General features: G+C 72.3%; 13 protein-coding genes. 6 read left to right on the forward strand and 7 right to left on the reverse strand.

Features of this window, described 5'->3' with window-relative positions; translation table 11 throughout:
• Positions 1 to 14: 14 nt before the first annotated feature.
• The 5 genes from AB0F56_RS04075 to AB0F56_RS04095 form a co-directional block, all read right to left on the reverse strand.
• Positions 15 to 1,340 (reverse strand): FAD-dependent monooxygenase, encoded by a 1,326-nt coding sequence (locus tag AB0F56_RS04075; protein WP_362003666.1) that lies wholly within the window; start codon positions 1,338 to 1,340, stop codon positions 15 to 17.
• Entirely contained in the window at positions 1,337 to 2,497 is a 1,161-nt protein-coding gene (locus AB0F56_RS04080) for a monodechloroaminopyrrolnitrin synthase PrnB family protein (protein WP_362003667.1), read from the reverse strand. Before AB0F56_RS04080 ends, AB0F56_RS04075 begins: the two co-directional genes overlap by 4 nt.
• Before the next feature lie 168 nt (positions 2,498 to 2,665).
• On the reverse strand, positions 2,666 to 4,108 hold the full coding sequence (locus AB0F56_RS04085; protein WP_362003669.1) for an MFS transporter: 1,443 nt from the start codon (positions 4,106 to 4,108) through the stop codon (positions 2,666 to 2,668).
• Positions 4,109 to 4,113: 5 nt separating this feature from the next.
• A complete protein-coding gene (locus AB0F56_RS04090) occupies positions 4,114 to 5,526 on the reverse strand; it encodes a 4-hydroxyphenylacetate 3-hydroxylase N-terminal domain-containing protein (RefSeq protein ID WP_362003671.1) in 1,413 nt (470 codons plus the stop codon).
• Positions 5,527 to 5,669: 143 nt separating this feature from the next.
• Positions 5,670 to 6,650: an AraC family transcriptional regulator gene (locus AB0F56_RS04095; RefSeq protein ID WP_362003673.1), complete on the reverse strand. Its 981-nt coding sequence runs from the start codon at positions 6,648 to 6,650 to the stop codon at positions 5,670 to 5,672.
• A 117-nt stretch (positions 6,651 to 6,767) separates the two neighbouring features.
• On the opposite strand from AB0F56_RS04095, the gene AB0F56_RS04100 reads away from it, so the two are divergent.
• From AB0F56_RS04100 to glgB, 5 genes are all read left to right on the forward strand, one after another.
• On the forward strand, positions 6,768 to 7,709 hold the full coding sequence (locus tag AB0F56_RS04100; RefSeq protein WP_362003674.1) for an NmrA family NAD(P)-binding protein: 942 nt from the start codon (positions 6,768 to 6,770) through the stop codon (positions 7,707 to 7,709).
• Positions 7,710 to 8,101: 392 nt separating this feature from the next.
• Positions 8,102 to 10,087, forward strand: a complete 1,986-nt coding sequence (locus AB0F56_RS04105; RefSeq protein WP_362003676.1) for an alpha-1,4-glucan--maltose-1-phosphate maltosyltransferase — start codon at positions 8,102 to 8,104, stop codon at positions 10,085 to 10,087.
• A complete protein-coding gene (gene treS / locus AB0F56_RS04110; RefSeq protein ID WP_362003678.1) occupies positions 10,084 to 11,793 on the forward strand; it encodes a maltose alpha-D-glucosyltransferase in 1,710 nt (569 codons plus the stop codon). Before AB0F56_RS04105 ends, treS begins: the two co-directional genes overlap by 4 nt.
• 241 nt (positions 11,794 to 12,034) lie before the next feature.
• On the forward strand, positions 12,035 to 13,378 hold the full coding sequence (locus AB0F56_RS04115) for a maltokinase (RefSeq protein WP_362003680.1): 1,344 nt from the start codon (positions 12,035 to 12,037) through the stop codon (positions 13,376 to 13,378).
• Positions 13,379 to 13,589: 211 nt separating this feature from the next.
• The gene (gene glgB / locus AB0F56_RS04120) at positions 13,590 to 15,860 is read left to right on the forward strand and encodes a 1,4-alpha-glucan branching enzyme (protein WP_362003682.1); all 2,271 of its coding nucleotides are present in this window, start codon (positions 13,590 to 13,592) and stop codon (positions 15,858 to 15,860) included.
• Between the two features lie 19 nt (positions 15,861 to 15,879).
• On the opposite strand, the gene AB0F56_RS04125 is transcribed toward glgB, so the two are convergent.
• On the reverse strand, positions 15,880 to 18,114 hold the full coding sequence (locus AB0F56_RS04125) for a UvrD-helicase domain-containing protein (protein ID WP_362003683.1): 2,235 nt from the start codon (positions 18,112 to 18,114) through the stop codon (positions 15,880 to 15,882).
• Positions 18,115 to 18,239: 125 nt separating this feature from the next.
• Here AB0F56_RS04125 and thrS point away from each other — a divergent pair, with 125 nt between their 5' ends.
• Complete coding sequence (gene thrS / locus AB0F56_RS04130; protein ID WP_362003685.1) at positions 18,240 to 19,808, forward strand: threonine--tRNA ligase; 1,569 nt, start codon at positions 18,240 to 18,242, stop codon at positions 19,806 to 19,808.
• On the opposite strand, the gene AB0F56_RS04135 is transcribed toward thrS, so the two are convergent.
• Complete coding sequence (locus AB0F56_RS04135) at positions 19,690 to 20,802, reverse strand: zeta toxin family protein (protein ID WP_362003686.1); 1,113 nt, start codon at positions 20,800 to 20,802, stop codon at positions 19,690 to 19,692. The genes thrS and AB0F56_RS04135 overlap by 119 nt on opposite strands.
• Positions 20,803 to 20,815: the final 13 nt, after the last annotated feature.

Genomic DNA, 20,815 nt, shown 5'->3' on the forward strand with positions numbered 1-20,815 from the left:
GCCCGGGAGGGGCGTCAGCGCGGCGCGCCCACCGGAAGGACCGGTCCGCCGGGCTTCACCTCGTAGGGCGAGCCCAGGTTGACGACGGTCGGCTCGGCGGCGCCGGTGGCGGCGTAGCGCTCGGCGATGTCGGCCAGTTCGGCGGCGGGGATCACCTGGTGGATGTCGGTGAAGCCGTGCGGGGCCCGCTGGTGCGCCAGGTCGATGACGACCTCGGGGCCGAGCCGCCGGCCCGCGCGCTGGAGCTCGGTGGTGACGGGCCTGCGGGCCGCCTCGTAGGCGGCGAGGGCCTCGGCGGGGTCGCGGTGGAGCGCGAGGGCGTGCGCGAGGGCGCGCGCGTCGAGGATGGACTGCGAGGCACCGTTGGAGCCGATCGGGTACATGGCGTGCGCCGCGTCGCCGATGAGGGTGGTCCGGCCGTGGGTCCACCCGGCCAGCGGCTCGCGGTCGACCATGGGGTACTCGTGGGCGGCGGTGGCGGCCCGGAGCACCTCGGGGACGCTGACGCCGCCGAACTCCCAGCCCTCGTAATGGTGCAGGAACGTTTCGACAGGGACCGGTCGGTTCCAGTCGCCGAGGTACCGGTCGTCCGCCTGGTCCGCGGGCCGGGCGAGCGCCCAGTTGACGAGGACCTCGCGGAAGGGGCCCGAGGGCCCGCTCATCGGGTAGACGACGGCCTTCTGCCGGTCGTCGCCCGCGATGAGCATGAAGGTGCCGACGGACCGGGCGGGCATCCGGGAGACGCCCCGCCAGATCAGCGTCCCGTTCCACGGCGGGGCGCCCTCGCCGGGGTTGAGCGCCGCCCGGACCGCGGAGCGGATGCCGTCGGCGCCGACGAGGACGTCCGGTTCGAGGGAGGCCCGGCCCCGGACGGCGCCGTCGCGGTGGACCAGCTGGATGCGGGGGCGGCCGTCGGGCAGCGGCTCCACGCCGGTCACCCGGACGCCGGTCACCAGGGCGGCGGCGCCGAGCCGTTCCCGTACCGCCTCGGCCAGGACCTGCTGGAGGTGGGCGCGGTGGACGGAGAGCTGGGGCCAGCGGTAGCCGGCGCCGAGGCCGCGGGGCTCGCGGGAGATCAGGCCGCCCGAGCGGTGGTAGTAGCGCAGTTCGCGGGTGCGCAGCGCGCCGGCTTCGAGACGGGGCAGCAGACCGAGGGCGTCCAGCTCGCGGACGGCGGGCGGCATCAGGTTGAGGCCCGCGCCGACGGGACGGCTCTCGCGGACGGACTCCACGACGGTGACCCGGTCGAATCCGGCGGCGTGCAGGGCGAGGGCCGCGGTGAGCCCGGCGATGCCGCCGCCCGCGACGACGACGTGGAGCAGCGGGGGCGGGAGGGTCATCGGACTCCCCCTCGCTGCGCGGCGGCGTGCGCGCCGTGTCCTGGCGTCCCCAACGCGCCCTGCGCCGCGCGCCGCACCAGCGTGTCGTTGTCCCGGGTCAGGTCGAGTATCGAGCGCAGCAGGGCGACGGGCGCGCCGCCGCTGCCCTCCTCGTACAGCCGGACGTCCTCCGCGTAGGCCTTGCGGGCGATGCCGATGTGGCGGGCGCGGAAGGTCTTGAGGATCTTCAGGACCCGGCCGAGCGCGAGGGCGGAGGCGGCCAGGTGCGGGGGCAGCCGGTGGCCGCTCTCCCAGCTGACGGCGGCCGAGAGCTTGCTGACGGCGGACACCCCGCCGGCGTGCCGGGCGTGGAAGGCGCGCCAGGACGGCAGGCTGTACGGGACGGACTCGGCGAGGAACGCGTCGTAGGCCGGGTCGGAGCGGTCGCACTGCCAGAGCGTCAGGTCGACCAGCCAGAGCGGGACCTGGGCGGCGGCGGGGCCGAGGTAGGCACGCCCGTCGATCTCGACCTCCTCGAAGTACGGCCGCAGGGTCAGCGCGAAGTACTCGGGGCTGACGTGGGCGACGGTGAAGTCGATGGCGTCGACGATCGACTGGACGTGGTGGGCGGTGCGGTCGAGCGCGACCGCGAAGCCGGGGTCGTACGGTTCGAGCTCGGCGAGCCGCGCGCAGCTGTCGAGGGCGGAGACGAGGCCGGGGAACGCCATCCGGACCGCGTCCTGGAGCCGGGCCTCCATGGGGTCGCCGGTGTACATGCGCTGGCGGGGGCCGAGCGGGTTCCACGTCGTGTAGTGGTGGACGGTGTCGCGCGGCACCATGTCCGTGCGCCGGCCGAGGAGTTCGAGGACCGGGAGGACCTCGGGCACGGCGTCCACGGGCTGTATGCCGTGGCGTTTCAGGGAGCCGAGCAGGAGGCCGAGGTCGCGCATGGCCGCGAGGGCGTCGATCACGCTCCACTGGGCGGCCAGTTCGCGCTCCGGGACGAGGGCCCGCAGGGCGACGGTCAGCGCGGCCGCGTCGCCGCGCTCGTTCATCCCCGGCACCGCCGCCAGCAGTGCGTCGGCGCCGAGCGGGTCGGCGGCGCGTATGTCGGCTATGCGGTAACGCGGATCGCCGCGTTCCTCGAGCCGTGGCGCGACAAGGTCGTACAGGGCCAACGGAATGCCCCCTCTGTTTCGGGGCTCGTTCGCCTCCGGGCGCCTCGCGCGGACGTCGTCGGTCGCTCGCGCGCGGGCCCCTCGTTCCTCGGGACCTGCGCGCGGTCTTCCGGTGCGACGGCCGCGGCGCCCTTCGGCTCACTCGCCGGGTCTACGTGGTCACCGTGCTCACCGTGGTTCGGTCACGCGTCCCTGGCGTGGCGGCGCCGGGGTCGGCGTGGGCAGGCGCAAGCGTAGGGAGATCACCGCGGCGACGGCGGCGAAGGCCCCGCCGACGAGCAGAGCGGCCCGGAAGCCGTCGGTCTGGGCGGCCGCGGTGGCTGATTCGGTACGGGTGGTGGCGACGGCCACGAGGACGGCGAGGCCGAGCACCGAACCGAACTGCTGGGCGGTGTTGACGAGTCCGGAGGCGAGCCCGGTCTCCTCGGGGGCCGCGTCGGCGGTGGCGGCCACGTTGGTGGTCACCATGACCAGCGGCAGGGCCGCGCCGAGGAGCAGGCTGGGCGCGAGGACGGTGGTGAGGAACGTGCCGTCGGCGCGGAGCGCGAGGGCGAGCCACCCGGTTCCGGCGCTGAGCAACACGAATCCGAGGGTCATGGTCCGGGTCAGGCCGAGCCGGAAGATGAGCCGGCCGGCCTGCGGGGCGACCGCGACGACGACCAGGGAGAGCGGCAGCAGACCGAGGCCGCCGCCGAGGGGCGCGTACCCGAGGACGCTCTGCAGATAGAGGCTCACCAGGAAGAACATCGGGAAGAGCGTCATCTGGGCGAGGGCGCTGAGGACGTTGGCGAGCCGGAGCGCGGGGCGGGCGAGGACCGCGGGCGGCACGAGGGGCCGGCGGGTCCGGGTCTCGACGACCGCGAACACGGCGAGGAGCAGCAGTCCGGCGCCGCCCGAGCCGAGGGTCTGCGCGGAGACCCAGCCCTGCCCGGCGGCGCCGACGAGGGCGTACGCGACGAGGGCGAGCCCTGCGGTGACGGTGAGCGCGCCGGCGAGGTCGAAGCGGTCGCCGTCCTCGGGCGGTGTCGTACGGCCTTCAAGGAGCCGCAGCACGAGGGCGCCGAGGAGCAGCGCGGCGAGGACGTTGAGCCAGAGGGTGGAGCGCCAGCCGAGGAGGTCGGTGAGGACACCGCCGAGCACGGTGCCGAGGACACCGCCCAGGCCGCCCATCGCGGCGAAGGCGGCGAGCGCCTTGTGCCGCGCGGGCCCGTCGGGGAAGAGGACGAGCAGCAGGGCGAAGGCGGCGGCCGCGGCGAACGCGGCCCCGACGCCCTGCGCGGCCCGGGCGGCGACCAGGACACCCGCGTGCGGCGCGAGGCCGCCGAGCGCCGAGGCGGCGGCGAGCAGGCCGAGCCCGGCGAGGAAGACCCTGCGGTGGCCGAGCAGATCGGCGGCGCGGCCGCCGAGCAGCAACAGGCCGCCGAAGGCGATCAGATACGCGTTGGCCACCCAGGACAGGTCGGCGGAGCCCGCCCCGAGGTCCTCGCCTATGGAGGGCAGCGCGACGTTGACGATCGCGGTGTCGAGGATCAGCAGCAGCTGGGTGGCGGCGAGCAGCGGGAGGGCGCCCCGGGGGACGCGGTCGGCGAGGTCGAGAGGGGCGCCCTTCACCGGGCTCACTTCTTCGTGCCCAGGTCGTACCCGTCCAGGCAGGTGCGTGCCAGGCTCTCGCAGGCGTCGGCGGCGCCCGCCCAGGTCTGCATGGTGAGGTAGACGTGCGGGGCGCCCTGGTAGAAGCGCTCGTACTGCTCGTGGCGGCCCGCGAACTCCGAACCGAGCGCGTCCCAGGCCAGCTTGAGGAGCTTGATCCGGTCCTCGGCAGGGTCGCCGGGGGTGCGGACGTACCGCTGGATCAGCGGCCCGAGCTCGGGATGGAGCAACTCGCGCCCACTGGCCGGGGTCTGCAGCAGGGCACCACCGGCGAGCAGCTTGATGTCGGCCACGGCCCGCGGATAGATCTCGCCGGCCATGATCCGCTGCGCGAAGGAGATCTCCTGCCCCGGCCGCACCCCGCCGCGCCCGCCGGCGACCGGCTCCCAGGACGCCTCCGCGCCGAGGACGAACGCCTTGGCCTGGGCGACCATGCCGAGCAGCCGCCCGATGGCCTGCGTGACCTGCGGAATGCCTTCGGTCCCATTCGACCGGGCGAGAAGGATGGCCAGACCGGTGAGGAACTCCAGCTTGGTCCAGAAACGGGTCGAGGACTGGTGCGTGAAGTGCAGATAGGCGGGCGTCCGCCACCAGATGGCGCCGGTGGCGGCCACGTCCCGGTAGGTCAGCACGCGCTCCCACGGCACGAACACGTCCTCGCAGATGAGCAGCGCGTCGTTCTCGTCGTACCGCGAGGAGAGCGGCGCGTCGAAGACGGACCGGGCGTTGCCTTCGTACGAGGTACGGGAGACGAGCTTGAGACCGGGCGTGTCGACGGCCACCGAGAAGGTCACGGCCCGTTCGACGGCCTCGGCCGGAAGCGGCTCGATGGTCCCCACCAGGATCTCGTCGGCGAAGACGGCCCCGGTGCCGATGGTCTTGGCCCCCCGCACCACGATCCCGCCCTCCCGCTCGCCGACGACCCGCACGCCCTCACTGGCGGGGTCGGTGATGGTGAAGGCGCCGTACAACCCGCCCTCGGCGAGCCGCCGATGGTAGGCGAGCGCGTTCTCGGAGCCGTCGAAGCCCTCGGTCGTGAACACCTCGGGCGCGGCGGCGAACCCGGCGGCACCGGAGGCCATGTAGTCGGGGGTCCGTCCGAGGAAGCCGTAACTCGCCTCCGCCCACACCTTGTACGCCAATCGGCGGGCGACCAGGTCCTCGTAGGAGCGGGGCACGGCGTACGCGCGGTGCACCCCACCGGAGAGGAGCGTCTCACCGTGCGCCGAGTCGTGCGCGAGGTCGAAGAGCCCGGCGAAGGAGGCCGCGGTGGCCCGGAAGGCGGGGTGCGCGGTGACGTCCTTGATCCGCTCCCCGTCGAGCCAGATCTCGCGCCCGTCGCGCAGCGCCTCCAGATACTCCTGCCCGGACCTCGTCACGGTGGTATCGCCTCTCCTCGTACGTCACGGCTGACTGCCGGTCCCGAGCCTTCACGGCCCGGCACGCACGAGGCAATGAACGTCCGTCCAGCGGTCCTTAAGAACCGGCCAGCCTCGTTACGTTCACGCGGCATTTGTACGGATCAGGCGGCGTGGCACATGCCCGCCCGGTACTCCCCCGGTGTCATCCCGAACCATTTCCTGAACGCCAAGTGGAATCCGACCGCGCTCTGGTAGCCGACCCGGGAGGGGACGGCGGACTGCGGGAGGGAGGTCTCGGAGAGCAGGCGGGCGGCCTCCTGCATGCGGCGGGAGGTGAGGTGGCGGGCCGGCGACTCGCCGACGAGTTCGCGGAAGGCGGCCGTGAACGCCGAGCGGGACATGCCGACCTCGCGGGCGAGCGAGTCGATGGTCCACGGCTGGGCGAACCGGGTGGCGATCATCACCACCGCCTGGCTGATCCCGGGGTGCCGGAGCAGCGGCAGCGAGGTCGGGTTGTCGGCGAGGTCGCGCAGGAGCGGGCGGAGCGCGAGGACGAGGGCCATCTCGAAGGCACGCAGCGTGATGAGCCGGTCCCCGGGGCCGACCGGGCGGTCCGGGGCGGCGAGCAGCCGCAGGGTGTCCCGGAGCAACGGCTCGCGGTCGACCTGGGCGCCGTCGAGGACGAGCGCCCAGGGCAGCGAGGTGTAGAGCCCGCTGGCCGCGCTGGCGTCGTAGTGGAGTCCGGCGCACAGCAGCCGGCTCACCGGTCCTGTGCCGTCGATGCGGATCTCGCCCGAGGTGCCCGGCTTGCGTTCGGGCAGGACGGCCCTGAGCGGCACGCCCTGCCGGTCGGGCCGGTCGGAGAGCCGGTGGGCGCTGCCGGTGGGGAAGAGGATCAGGTCGCCCGCGTTCAGCTCCAGCGGCGGGTGGCCGTCGCCGGTGATCCAGCAGCCGCCCTCGACGATGTAGTGGAGCACGGCACAGCTCTGCTCGGCGTCCCCCTCGATGGCCCAGGGTGCGCGGACGTGCCAGCGGCTGTCGAAGACGCCGGTCAGCCGCAGCGGTTTGAGCAGTTCGCTCAGGAGGTCCTCGGCCTCGTCTTCCTCACGCCGGTCGTCACGGTCGGTTGCCACGGTGTCCATGGACGATCCTTCAACTTCCGCCCCGGTTTGTTAATTGAACGGTGTGAGCCGCCGCCGCCAGCCTGAGAGAAGACGTCACGGCAGCCACCACACCCTACCGAAGGGCCTCTACGACACATGTCCAGTCAGATACCGATGCGGGTAGCGGTCGTGGGAGCGACCGGTTTCCAGGGCGGCGCGATCGCGCGCCTGCTCGTCGAGCGGCACCACCGGGTGCGGACGCTCACCCGGCGCCCCTCGGGCGACCGGCCGCCGCTGCCGGGCGCCCTGTTCGTGCCGGGCGACCTGGCCAGACCCGCGGACGTCCGGCGGCTGTTCGAGGGGACGACGCACGGGGTGGTGACGCTGCCGCTGGTGTACGAGCCCGAGCGGATCCGCGTCTACGCCCGGAACGTGGCCCAGGCGGCCCTCGCGGCCGGCACCGTGCGCCTGGTCCTGAACGCCAACACCCGGGTCCCGCAGGGCCCGACGTCGGTGGCCGCGTTCGAGACGCGGCGGATCGCCGAGGAGGAGCTGCGCGGCAGCGGCGTCCCGCTGGTCGTCGTACGGCCGCCGGTCTATCTGGACAACCTGTTCTCGCCGTGGAACGGACCGGCCCTGGTGGACGAGGGCGTCCTCGCCTACCCGCTGCCCGCGTCCACGCCGACGGCCTGGCTCTCCCACCGGGACCTGGCGGAGGCGGTGCACGCGGCGCTGACCGGCGAGGGCCTGGAGGGCCGTACGTTCGACATCGGCGGGGACCGGTCGCTGACGGGCGACGAGCTGGCGGCCGCGTTCAGCCGCGGTCTCGGCCGCACGGTGCGGTACATGCAGCTGGCGCCGGAGGTGTTCGAGCGCGGGCTCGGCCGACTGCTCGGCCCGGAGACCGCGGCGGGCGTCGCGGGGATCTACCACTACATGGCGACGGGCGCCGACCCGCTGCTGCTCGCCGCCGACGACGGGGTCTCGGCGGAGGTGCTCGGGGTGCGGGCGGCCCCGGTGGAGGAGTGGGTGACGCGTCAGCCGTGGCAGGTGTGGTCCGGCGACGCGGAGGAGCAGTCGCCCTCGGCCCAGGGCTGAAGATCAGGAACACGCTCCACGACCGGCCTCGTCCCTCAGGGACGGGGCCGGTTTCCCGTGTCGGGGCGCTTGCCCGCGCGACTACGCCCGAGTAGTTAACAAAGCGCCGGATTGCCCACCCGAAGTGGGTGGAAGGCTCCCCCGGTACAACCCCGTGTCACCCGTGCACGAACCCTCGCACGAAGCCCCGCACGAACCCCTGAACAAAGCCCGTACGTACACCCCGTGTCACCCCGTACAAACCCCCGTACGTACACCCCGTAGACCCGCCATCCGAGTGAACGCGGACAGGAGCGGCCATGCCCGCAACCCGCCAGCCGTCGACGGAGCTACAAAGAGCGCACCACCACCCGCACCCCCGTACCCCCTCAGGTGATGCTGTGAATCCGCTCATGGGACGCATTCCCGTACTCGACGTCCGCCCCCTGGTCGACTGCGGCCGCCGGCCCGCGAAGGCGGTGGCCGGGGAGACCTTCGAGGTCACCGCCACCGTCTTCCGCGAGGGCCACGACGCCGTCGCCGCCAATGTCGTGCTGCGCGGCCCCTCCGGCCGTCCCGGCCCCTGGCTCCCGATGCGTGAACTGGCCCCCGGCACCGACCGGTGGGGCGCCGAGGTCACGCCGGACGCCGAGGGGCTCTGGACGTACGCGGTCGAGGCGTGGAGCGACCCGCTGGCGACCTGGCGACACGCCGCGAAGATCAAGATCCCTGCCGGGATCGACTCCGAGCTCGTCCTCGCCGAGGGCGCGGAGCTGCACGAGCGCGCCGCGAAGGGCGTCCCGAAGAAGGGCGGCGGCCGGGAAGCCGTCCTCGCGGCCGCCGACGCGCTCCGCGACGGCGCCCGGCCCGCCGCCGCCCGGCTCGCGGCCGCGCTCGCCCCGCAGGTCACCGAGGCGCTGAGGCGGCACCCGCTGCGCGAACTGGTCAGCTCCTCGCCCGCGTTGCCGCTCCGCGTGGAGCGCGAGCGGGCGCTGTACGGCTCCTGGTACGAGTTCTTCCCGCGCTCGGAGGGCGTGAAGAAGGTACGGGGCAGGACGGTCGCCGGGACGTTCCGTACCGCGGCCGAGCGGCTGCCGGCGATCGCCGCGATGGGCTTCGACGTCGTCTACCTCCCGCCGATCCACCCCATCGGCACCACGCACCGCAAGGGCCCCAACAACGCCCTCGCGGCGAGCCCGAGCGACGTCGGCGTGCCGTGGGCGATCGGCTCCCCGGAGGGCGGGCACGACGCCGTCCACCCGGATCTGGGCACGATCGAGGACTTCGACGCCTTCGTGGCGCGCGCCCGCGAACTGCGCCTGGAGATCGCGCTCGACTTCGCGCTCCAGTGCTCGCCCGACCACCCGTGGGTGGAGAAGCACCCGGAGTGGTTCCACCACCGCGCGGACGGCTCGATCGCGTACGCGGAGAACCCGCCGAAGAAGTACCAGGACATCTACCCCATCGCCTTCGACCAGGACATGAAGGGGATCGTCGCCGAGACCGTCCGGGTACTGCGGCACTGGATGGACCACGGCGTACGGATCTTCCGGGTGGACAACCCGCACACCAAGCCGGTGGTGTTCTGGGAGCGGGTGATCGGCGAGATCAACGGCACCGACCCGGACGTGATCTTCCTGGCGGAGGCGTTCACCCGGCCCGCGATGATGCGCACGCTCGGCGCGATCGGCTTCCAGCAGTCGTACACGTACTTCACCTGGCGCAACACCAAGGCCGAGCTGACCGAGTACGCGACCGAGCTGTCCGGCGAAGCGGCCGCGTCCATGCGGCCGAACTTCTTCGTGAACACCCCGGACATCCTGCACGCCTACCTCCAGGAGGGCGGCCGGCCGGCCTTCGAGGTGCGGGCGGTGCTCGCCGCCACCCTCTCGCCGACCTGGGGCGTGTACGCCGGCTACGAGCTGTGCGAGGGCACCGCGCTGCGCGCCGGCAGCGAGGAGTACCTGGATTCGGAGAAGTACCAACTCCGGCCCCGCGACTGGGAGTCGGCGGAGCGTGCGGGCGCCTCGATCGCGCCCCTGATCACCACGCTCAACCGGGTGAGGCGTCGCCACCCGGCCCTGCGCCGGCTGCGGAACGTGCACTTCCACACGACCGACAACGAGGCGGTGATCGCGTACAGCAAGCGCTCGGGGTCGAACACCGTTCTGGTGGTCGCCAACCTCGATCCGCACCACACCCAGGAGGCCACGGTCTCGTTGGACATGCCGGAACTCGGCCTCGACTGGCACGAGACCGTACCGGTGCGCGACGAGCTCACCGGTGAGACCTATCACTGGGGCAGGGCCAACTATGTGCGCCTCGAGCCGGGCGTCACGCCCGCGCACGTCTTCGCTCTGCGACCGTCCCCGTCGACCGGAGGGTCACCCACACCATGACTGTCAACGAACCCGTCCCCGACACCTTCGAGGACACGCCCGCCAAGGACCGTGACCCGGACTGGTTCAAGAGGGCCGTCTTCTACGAAGTACTCGTGCGGTCCTTCCAGGACAGCAACGGGGACGGCGTAGGCGACCTCAAGGGCATCACCTCCCGCCTGGACTACCTGCAGTGGCTGGGCGTCGACTGCCTCTGGCTGCCGCCGTTCTTCAAGTCCCCGCTGCGGGACGGTGGCTACGACGTCGCCGACTACACGTCCGTGCTGCCGGAGTTCGGCGATCTCGCCGACTTCGTGGAGTTCGTCGACGCGGCGCACCAGCGCGGCATGCGCGTGATCATCGACTTCGTCATGAACCACACGAGCGACGCGCATCCGTGGTTCCAGGAGTCGCGCGCCCATCCCGACGGGCCGTACGGCGACTACTACGTCTGGGCCGACGACGACAAGCAGTTCCAGGACGCCCGGATCATCTTCGTCGACACGGAGACCTCGAACTGGACCTTCGATCCGGTGCGCAAGCAGTACTACTGGCACCGGTTCTTCTCGCACCAGCCGGACCTCAACTACGAGAACCCGGCGGTGCAGGAGGAGATCCTCTCGGCGCTGAAGTTCTGGCTGGACCTCGGGATCGACGGCTTCCGGCTCGACGCGGTGCCGTACCTGTACCAGCAGGAGGGGACCAACTGCGAGAACCTCCCGGCCACCCACACCTTCCTGAAGCGGGTCCGCAAGGAGATCGACGACCACTACCCGGACACGGTGCTGCTCGCCGAGGCGAACCAGTGGCCGGAGGACGTGGTCGACTACTTCGGGGACTTCCCCTCGGGCGGCGACGAGTGCCACATGGCGTTCCACTTCCCGGTGATGCCGCGCATCTTCATGGCGGTACGGCGGGAGTCGCGCACACCGGTCTCGGAGATCCTGGCGAAGACCCCGGCGATCCCGGACGGCTGCCAGTGGGGCATCTTCCTGCGCAACCACGACGAGCTGACGCTCGAGATGGTCACGGACGAAGAGCGCGACTACATGTACGCGGAGTACGCCAAGGATCCCCGGATGCGGGCGAACATCGGCATCCGGCGGCGGCTCGCCCCGCTGCTCGACAACGACCGCAAGCAGATGGAGCTGTTCACCGCGCTGCTCTTCTCGCTGCCGGGTTCGCCGGTGCTGTACTACGGCGACGAGATCGGGATGGGCGACAACATCTGGCTCGGCGACCGGGACGGGGTGCGGACCCCGATGCAGTGGACGCCGGACCGGAACGCGGGCTTCTCGTCCTGCGATCCGGGGCGGCTGACGCTGCCGGCCATCATGGATCCGGTCCACGGCTTCCAGGTGACCAACGTGGAGTCGGGGATGGCCTCGCCGTCCTCGCTACTGCACTGGACGAAGCGGATGATCGAGATCCGTAAGCAGAACGTGGCCTTCGGGCTCGGCTCGTACACGGAACTGCCGTCCTCCAACCCGGCGGTGCTCGCCTTCCTCCGGGAGTCCGGCGACGACCTGGTGCTCTGCGTGAACAACTTCTCGCGGTTCGCGCAGCCGACGGAGCTGGATCTGCGGCAGTTCGACGGGATGAGCCCGGTGGAGCTGATCGGTCAGGTGCGGTTCCCGGCAATCGGGCAGTGGCCGTACCTGCTGACCCTGGCCGGTCACGGCTTCTACTGGTTCCGCCTGAAGAAGAGCCGGCTGGCAACTCCCTGACACATCGTCAGCCAACTGCCCGGGGTGGAACGGGTTTCCCCCGCGCCACCCTGGGCACTGTGTCCCACACACAGTCGATTCAGGTCCATACGGGCCTTCTTGTCGGGCCCATACGGATCTTCCCCATCCGACACGTCCCGCACATCCGGACAGCCGAAGCCGCCATCCGGGACACTCTGCGCATTTGAACTCGATTCACGCGAACTCGAATCTGCGCCCCCCGGGGAAAGGACGCGATGCCATGCCGGAGACCGCATCCACCACCCGGGCCCCGGCCGCCCTCCTTCCGTCACTCGCTCCCCTGCTCCATGAATGGCTGCCCCGGCAGCGCTGGTTCGCGGGCAAGGGCCGCCGGGTCACCGGATTCACCCTGGAGGCGGCCACGGAGCTGCTGCCGCTGGACGGCACGGGACCCGGACTGCTGCATCTCCTCGTCCGGGTGGAGCAACCCGGCCGCCCGACCGGCACACCGGCGGACTGCTACCAACTCCTCCTGGGGGTACGCACCCAACTGCCACCGCGCCTGGCCCCCGCCCTGATCGGGCGGATCCGGCAGGGCCCGCTGGCGGGCCGGGCGGTCTACGAAGGGCTGCGGGACCCGCGGCTCGCCGGGTTGCTCTACGAACGGCTGCGTACGCCCGGCCGGATCGGCCCGCTCACGTTCCAGGGCACGGCCGAACTGCCCGCGTCGCTCGCGCCCAGGGTCCTGGACGCGGAGCAGTCCAACTCCTCGCTCGTGTACGGCGATACGTACATCCTGAAGATCTTCCGCCGGGTCAGCCCCGGGGTGAACCCGGACCTGGAGCTGCCGCTCGCGCTCGCCCGCGCGGGATGCGCGCGGGTACCGGCGCCGGTGGCCTGGTTCGAGTCGGGCGCGAGCACGCTCGGCGTCCTCCAGCCGTACCTGCGGGACTCGCGGGACGGCTGGCGGCTCGCGCTCGACGCCCTGGCGGAGGGCCGCGAGTTCACGACCGAGGCGCACGCGCTCGGCCGTGCGACGGCAGAAGTGCACCTGGCCCTGGCGACGGCACTCCCCACCGAGGCGCTGCTCCGCCCCCAGACGGAACACCTGGCCGCCGAGATGGACCAGCGCCTCCACGCGGCCGCTCAGGCGGTGCCGGCGCTGCTGCCGCACGTACCGGGGCTCCGGTCGGTCTTCGCGGCGGCGGGCGAGGGCTCCGGGCACCTCCAGCGGATCCACGGAGACCTCCACCTGGGGCAGACGCTCCGGGCGGCGGACGGCGGCTGGTCGGTGATCGACTTCGAGGGCGAGCCGGCGAAACCGCTCGCCGAGCGCTGCCGCCCGCAGCCGGCGGTCCGCGACGTCGCGGGCATGCTCCGCTCCTTCGACTACGCGGCCCGCACGCACCGCCCCTGGTCGCCCGAGTGGGCGGCGCGCTGCCGCGCGGCGTACTGCACGGGCTACGCGGAGACCTCGGGCACGGACCCCCGCGAGGACCCGGCACTGCTGCGCGCCTACGAGACGGACAAGGCGGTCTACGAGGTCCTCTACGAAGCCCGCCACCGCCCGGACTGGCTCCCGGTCCCGATGGCCGCGATCGAACGCCTGGCGGGCGGGGAGTGAGCACCGCCCCCTACGCGACGGAACGGCGCCCTCGCGGGCGCCTCCGCCCCGTACCCCCGCCCACCCGGGGCCGTCCGCCCGGCGCGCACGCGTGCGCGGAGCCCGTTCGGCGGAGTGTCCTGTGCGGGACTCGCGCCGTTGCGGTTGCGTGGGAACCGGCGCGATTTTCCTCAGCCCCACACCTACCGATCCCCTTGCAGGAGGCATCCCCGTGACCGCCCGATCCGCTCGCAAGACGGCAGCGCCCCCGGCCAAGACGCCCGCCCCCCGGGCCGCCCAGGAGGCGGTACGGAAGGCGCCGCCGCTCGACCCCGGGGACCGCGCGCGACTGCTCGCCGGGGAGCACCACGATCCGCACGCCCACCTCGGCGCGCACGCCGTCCGCGGCGGGGTCGCGATCCGGGTCCTGCGCCCGTACGCCCGTGAGGTCGCCGTCCTCGCCAAGGGCAAGCGCGTCACCCTGCACGACGACGGCGACGGCTTCTTCTCCGGGCTGCTGCCCCTGCTGCGCAAGATCCCGCCGTACGAGCTCCGGGTCCGCTACGACGGCGACGAGCAGCCCGTGGAGGACCCGTACCGCTTCCTGCCCGCCCTCGGCGACCTCGACCTCCACCTCATCGGCGAGGGCCGGCACGAGGAGCTGTGGAAGGCGCTCGGCGCGCGCCCGATGGTCCACCAGGGCGTCTCCGGCACCCGGTTCACGGTCTGGGCCCCCAACGCCCGGGGCGTTCGCGTCACCGGCGACTTCACGCACTGGGACGGCACGGCCCTGCCGATGCGCTCGCTGGGCGCCACCGGCGTCTGGGAGCTGTTCGTGCCCGGGATCGGCGAGGGCGCGGTCTACAAGTTCGACATCGCCCGCCCCGACGGCTCCCACACGCTGCGCGCCGACCCGATGGCCCGCCGCGCCGAGTGCCCCCCGAACACCGCGTCCGTCGTCACGGACTCGTACCACGAGTGGGACGACGCCGCGTGGATGGCGAGCCGTGGAGACCGCCCCCACCACGAGGCCCCGCTCTCCGTCTACGAGCTGCATCTCCCGTCCTGGCGACCCGGCCTGACGTACCGGCAGCTCGCCGAGCAGCTCCCCGCCTACGTCCGCGATCTCGGCTTCACACACGTGGAGTTCATGGCCGTCGCCGAGCACCCCTTCAGCGGCTCCTGGGGCTACCAGGTCACCGGCTACTACGCGCCGACCTCCCGCCTCGGCACCCCCGACGACTTCAAGTACCTCGTCGACGCCCTGCACGGCGCCGGGATCGGGGTCCTGATGGACTGGGTGCCCGCGCACTTCCCGCGCGACGACTGGGCGCTCGCCGAGTTCGACGGCCGGCCGCTGTACGAGCACGAGGACCCGCGCCGCTCGGCCCACCCGGACTGGGGCACGCTGGAGTTCGACTACGGCCGCAAGGAGGTGCGGAACTTCCTCGTCGCCAACGCGGTGTACTGGTGCGAGGAGTTCCACATCGACGGCCTGCGCGTGGACGCCGTCGCCTCGATGCTCTACCTCGACTACTCGCGCGAGCACGGCGAGTGGCTGCCGAACGAGTTCGGCGGCCGGGAGAACCTGGACGCGGTCGCCTTCCTCCAGGAGATGAACGCGACGGTCTACCGCCGCTGCCCCGGCGTCGTCACCTTCGCCGAGGAGTCGACCGCCTGGGACGGCGTGACCCGGGCGACCGACCAGGTCGGCCCCGGCGGCTTCGGCGGGCTCGGCTTCGGCATGAAGTGGAACATGGGCTGGATGCACGACTCCCTCGGCTACGTCTCGAAGGAGCCGGTGCACCGCAAGTACCACCACAACGAGATGACGTTCTCGATGGTGTACGCGTACAGCGAGAACTACATCCTGCCGATCTCCCACGACGAGGTCGTGCACGGCAAGCAGGCGCTGGTCTCGAAGATGCCCGGCGACTGGTGGCAGCGGCGCGCCAACCACCGCGCCTACCTCGGCTTCATGTGGTCCCACCCGGGCAAGCAACTCCTCTTCATGGGACAGGAGTTCGCCCAGGGCGCGGAGTGGTCGGCCGAGCACGGTCCCGAGTGGTGGCTGATGGACGAGACGTACCACTCGGCCGGTGACCACCGGGGCGTACGGGATCTGGTGCGCGACCTGAACACGGTGTACGGGGCGACCCCGGCGCTCTGGGAGCGGGACACCGCCCCCGAGGGCTTCCAGTGGGTGGTCGGCGACGCGGCCGAGGACAACGTCTTCGCCTTCCTCCGCTACGACGCCGAGGGCTCCCCGCTGCTCGCGGTCTGCAACTTCTCGCCGGTCGTACGGCACGACTTCCGGCTCGGCGTCCCGGACGCGTTCGCGGCCTGGGCGGAGGTCCTGAACACGGACGACGCGCGGTACGGCGGCGGTGGCGTGGCGAACACCGACCCGGTGAAGACCGAGTCGGTGCCCTCCCACGGCCGAGCGGCGAGCGTACGGATGACACTGCCGCCGCTGGCGACGGTGTGGCTGAGGCCCGCGTGAAGCCCGGGCAGGGTGACGCTCAGGCCTGGCTGATGATCCCCAGGCGCTGAGTCGCCCGGGTCAGCGCCACGTACAGGTCGTTGATGCCGTGCGTGGCGCCGGCCCGGATGCCGTCCGGGTCGACGACCAGGACCGTGTCGAACTCCAGGCCCTTTGCCTGCCGCGGGTCGAGGACGACCACCGGCCGGGTCAGGTCCGGGTCAGAGCCGTGGGAGGCCTCCGGGAGCGCGGCGGTGAGCGCCGGGTGGAGGTCCGCCGGGGCGATCACGGCGAGGCGGGCGTCGTCGCGCGCCTCGGCGGCGACCGCGTCGGCGGCCTCCTTCACCGGGTCCTCGACGACGCGCCGCCAGGGCTCGACGCCCGTGGAGCGGACGGAGCTGGGCGGCTCGAAGCCCGGGTCGGCCTCGCGCCGTACGTCGGCGGCGACCGCCATGATCTCGGCGGGGGTGCGGTAGTTGACGCCGAGCCGCACGAGTTCCCAGCGGTCCTGCACGTACGGCGCGAGGATCTCCTCCCAGGAGCCGACGCCCGCCGCGTCACCGGTCTGCGCCGGGTCACCGACGAGGGTCATGGAGCGGGTCGGGCTGCGGCGCATGAGCAGCCGCCAGGTCATCGCGGAGAGCTCCTGCGCCTCGTCGACGATGATGTGGCCGAAGGCCCAGGTGCGGTCGGCGGCGGCGCGCTCGACGGCGCTGCGGTGGTCGGCCTCCTCGTGCCGCTCGGCGAACCGCTCGGCGTCGATGATGTCGTGCGCCGACAGGACCTCGGCGGCGTCCTTGTCCAGCTCCTCCTTGTCCTCGAACTCGTAGGTCCGCGAGGCGTAACTGACGTCGAGGACGCCCTGCGCGTACTGGATCCGCTTGTCCCGCTCGGCCTCCTCGGCGGCGCGGGCGGCGGAGTCGTCCACGCCGAGCAGCTCGGCGGCCTCGTCGAGGAGCGGAACGTCGGAGGGGGTCCAGGGGCCGTCCTCCCGCCGGATCGCGTCCGCGTCCTCGTCGCCGGCGAGGTGGGTCGGCTCGGCGAGGTAGTCGGCGAGGAAGCCCTCGGGGGTGAGGGCGGGCCAGAGGGTCTCGATGGCGGCGTGGACCTCGGGGTTGGCGGCGATGCCCTTGGCGAGGAGGGCGATGTCGTCGGGGCCGAGGAAGTTGGGGCCGCCGTAGGGGTCGGCGCCGATGCGGTCGGCGAGCTGGGCGGCGAGCGCGTCGAGGATGTTGAAGACGAAGTACGGCCGGGCCAGGTTGTGCGGCAGGGCGGTCTCGCGGGCCTTGTGGCGGGCCTCCAGGGCCATGTCCCAGTCGATGACGAGGTCGCCGTCGTCGTGCCGGACGATCAGCGGCGCACCGCGCTCGGGGACCTGCTGCCGGTCCCGCACCGCGGCGGCGAGCGCGTCGGCCATCGTGGCGGCGCCCTTGACGGCGGCGGCGCGCGGGGTGTCCGTACCGGTGGCGCGGACGCCGGGGAACAGCTCGGCGGGGGTGGCGAGCAGAACGCCGGTCTCGCCGAGGGAGGGCAGCACGTTGCCGATGTAGCCGAGGAAGGCGGGGTTGGGGCCGACGATGAGGACGGCGCGCTTGGCGAGCTGCTCGCGGTGGGCGTAGAGGAGGTACGCGGCGCGGTGCAGGGCCACGGCGGTCTTGCCGGTGCCGGGGCCGCCCTCGACGACGAGGACGCCGCGGTGCGGGGAGCGGATGATGCGGTCCTGCTCGGCCTGGATGGTCTGCACGATGTCGTGCATGCGTCCGGTGCGAGCGGCGTCGAGCGCGGCGAGGAGGACCTCGTCGGCGTCCCGGTTCTCGTGTCCGGTGCGGGTCGCGTCGGCGAGGTCGAGGACCTCGTCGTGGAGGGCGGTCACCTCGCGGCCGTGGGTGGTGATGTGCCGGCGGCGGCTGAGGCCCATCGGCTCGTACCCGGTGGCGAGGTAGAAGGGCCGCGCGACCTCGGCGCGCCAGTCGACGACGAGGGGCGTGCGGTTCGGGTCGTCCTCGCGGATACCAATGCGCCCGATGTGATGGTCGCGCCCGTCCCGGAACACGAGCCGCCCGAAGCAGAGCCCGGTCTCCCCCGCGTCGAGCGCGGCGAGCACCCCGGTCTGCTCGGCCACCAGCACGTCCCGCTCCAGACGCCCCTGGTTGCCGACCCAGGGCGCCTTCAGCGCGCTGCCGACGGCGGCCTCGGCGCGGTCCCTCAGAGCGTCGAGTCGTGCGTAGAGCTGTGTGATGAATTGCTGCTCTTTCCGAAATTCCTCGGTTGACAATTCGACTCCCGGCGCGATACAGTGCTTTTAGTGAACTTCTCCGTGCTTTTCCTGTGCGTGAACACGGAACTTCAAAATATACGCGATGCATAACCCCGACTGTCAATTCTAGTCGGGGTATTTTTGTGTGCCATGGCGAGCGAAAAAGCCGTGCGGCGGGGAAACGGTTCGGCTACCGTCGACGGCATGAAGCGTGGAGCGGTCATGACGACGACGCCGGAGAGTGTCCCGGCGCGCTGACCGCTGTTCTCACGTCACGAAGCCCCGGGGCCGAGCGCCCCGGGGCTTCGTCGTTCCTCCCTCGGTGGCAGCTCGCCCCACCTCACCGGAGGAGAAGCGAGATGGAGCACGACCACCGCAGGCTGGGCCGCGAGCTGGAGCTGTTCGGGACCGACCCGCTGATCGGAGCCGGTCTGCCGTACTGGCTGCCCGACGGGGCCGCCGTACGGCACGCGTTGGAGGAGTACGTCCGCGAGGTCGAGCGGCGCGCCGGGTACCGGCACGTGTACTCGCCCGTCCTCGGCAAGCGCGAGCTGTACGAGATCTCCGGGCACTGGGCGCACTACAGCGACGACATGTTCCCGCCCATGGAGCTCGGCGGCGAGCAGGTCGTCCTGCGGCCCAGCCTCTGCCCGCACCACGCCGTCATCTACCGCTCCCGCGCCCACAGCTACCGCGAACTCCCGCTGCGCATGGCCGAACTCGGCCCCATGTACCGCTCCGAACTCTCGGGCGTCCTGGGCGGGTTGACCCGCGTCCGGGCCATCCAGCTCAACGACGCGCACATCTTCTGCACCCTGGACCAGGTCCGGGAGGAGGCCGCCGGCGCGCTTGAGCTGATCCGGCGGGCGTACGAGGCGATGGGCATCGAGCCCGCGCGGTACCGGCTCTCGCTGCCCGGGCCCGGCGGCAAGTACGTGGACGCGCCCGAGCTGTGGCAGCGGTCGGTCGCCCTCCTGTCGGAGGTCCTCGACGCCTCGGGGCTACCGTACGAGTCCGCCGAGGGCGAGGCCGCGTTCTACGGCCCGAAGATCGACGTGCAGGTCACGGACGGCGCGGGGCGGGAGTCGACCCTGTCGACCGTACAGATCGACTTCCACCAGCCGGAACGCTTCGACCTGAGCTACATCGGCGCCGACGGTGCGAAGCACCGGCCGGTCATGGTCCACCGGAGCGTCGTCGGCAGCGTCGAGCGGGCCGTCGCCCACCTGCTCGAAGCGCACGGCGGCGCGTTCCCCGGCTGGCTGGCCCCCGTCCAGCTCGTGGTCCTCCCGGTCGCGGAGTCCGAACGCCCCGCCGCCGAGGACCTGGCCGCCCGCTGTATCGAACGCGGCCTCCGCGCCGAGGTGGCGGGCCCGGACCGCGGCACCCTGGGCGCCCGCATCCGGGAGTCCCGCCTCGTCCCCTGCCAGGCGGTCATCGGCGCGCGGGAGGCCTTGGGCGGGCAGGTGGCGCTGCGGCTGCGCGACGGCCGCAGGCTCGACCCACTGCCGGCGGACGAGGTCCTGCGACGGATCGAGGACCAAGTCGCTTCGTACAGCTCGGTGTTGTGGGACGCCGGCGCCGTCTATCCGGTCACCGGTCGACGCCCGTGCCCCGCGTCGGCGCGGGCGCGGACGGTGGGGGCGTCGCCGGCGCGGCGGGGCCTCGGGGGGCCGGGGGCCGGGTGGGGGTCATGGCCACACCGGGCATGAACTCGGCCCCTGGGCGGACACGTACGGTCGTGTCGCCTTGCTGGAAGGCCCGGGTGGGGGCGGGGACGGCGACCGATGGGGACGGCGTTGGCGTCGGCGTCGGCGTCGGCGTCGGCGTCGGACCGAAATCGCCTCGGTCGGTGGCGATCAGCCCCGTGGCAAGACCGCGTTCGGCGAGCTTCTCGGCGTTCTCGCGCCCGATGGAGTAGCCCCGGCCGGTGCTGCTGGCCTCGTAGAGGCTCCTGATGAACCCCTCCGGCGCCATACGGCCGCCGTACCAGTCCTTCCCGGCGTCGAAGTCACGTCGGCCGTTCTCCCAGCGGCCGGCGTTCTGGTCCAGACACTGCTCCTCGGGGACCTCTACCGAGAGCACGACGCGCTTGTCGTAGCCCTCCTGTTGAAGGTCGTTGAGGAGGTTCGCGGTCCAGTCGAAGGCCCGCAGGGACTGGTCGTAGAGCAGGTTGTAGCCCTCGCCCCGGGCCCACCCCTCGATCAGGTTCTGGACGTAGCCCGACTCCTGGTGCACCAGGGAGGCCTTCTCCGATGGGGCCAGGGCCCGACCGTCGGACAGGCGATCGAGCGTGGCGGGCAACACCGGTGCGCCGCCGTGCTCGAAGAGCATCACCTTGAACTCGTCCGGATCGAGCACGACGTAGTCGTTCAGGTCCACGCCGTGCATACGGCGCAGCTCGTCACCGAGTTCGGAGTCCTGCCTCTCCCACTGCGCCACGTTGCGCTGCGCCCTGCCCTTGCCGGAACCGGGCGCTCCGCCTGTGAAGAGCACGGCATGACCGTCGCGGGGCTTGTCCCTGCACTGCTCCTTGAATCGCTCCAGGAGTGCGTCGTGCATCCGTGCTCGGTCGGGCGTCCACATTCCACGACTCGCAAGGCGGTTCATCGTGTCGAACTCGCCCCCCATCGCCAGGTCGCCCCCGGTACCCATCCGGTGTTGAAGCTCCCGGTAGACCGGCTCGTACTCCCCTGTCACCCGCACGCGCTGCTCCCTC

This window comes from Streptomyces sp. NPDC026092, assembly GCF_040638605.1.
Classification (GTDB): Bacteria; Actinomycetota; Actinomycetes; order Streptomycetales; family Streptomycetaceae; genus Streptomyces.

What these genes read in the sequence shown, in the direction of transcription:
- AB0F56_RS04105 (WP_362003676.1), top strand. Translation starts at nt 8,102, where the DNA reads ATGGGACGCATTCCCGTACTCGACGTCCGCCCCCTGGTCGACTGCGGC.
- AB0F56_RS04115 (WP_362003680.1), top strand. Translation starts at nt 12,035, where the DNA reads ATGCCGGAGACCGCATCCACCACCCGGGCCCCGGCCGCCCTCCTTCCG.
- AB0F56_RS04075 (WP_362003666.1), bottom strand. Translation starts at nt 1,340, where the DNA reads ATGACCCTCCCGCCCCCGCTGCTCCACGTCGTCGTCGCGGGCGGCGGC.
- AB0F56_RS04095 (WP_362003673.1), bottom strand. Translation starts at nt 6,650, where the DNA reads ATGGACACCGTGGCAACCGACCGTGACGACCGGCGTGAGGAAGACGAG.
- treS (WP_362003678.1), top strand. Translation starts at nt 10,084, where the DNA reads ATGACTGTCAACGAACCCGTCCCCGACACCTTCGAGGACACGCCCGCC.
- AB0F56_RS04100 (WP_362003674.1), top strand. Translation starts at nt 6,768, where the DNA reads ATGTCCAGTCAGATACCGATGCGGGTAGCGGTCGTGGGAGCGACCGGT.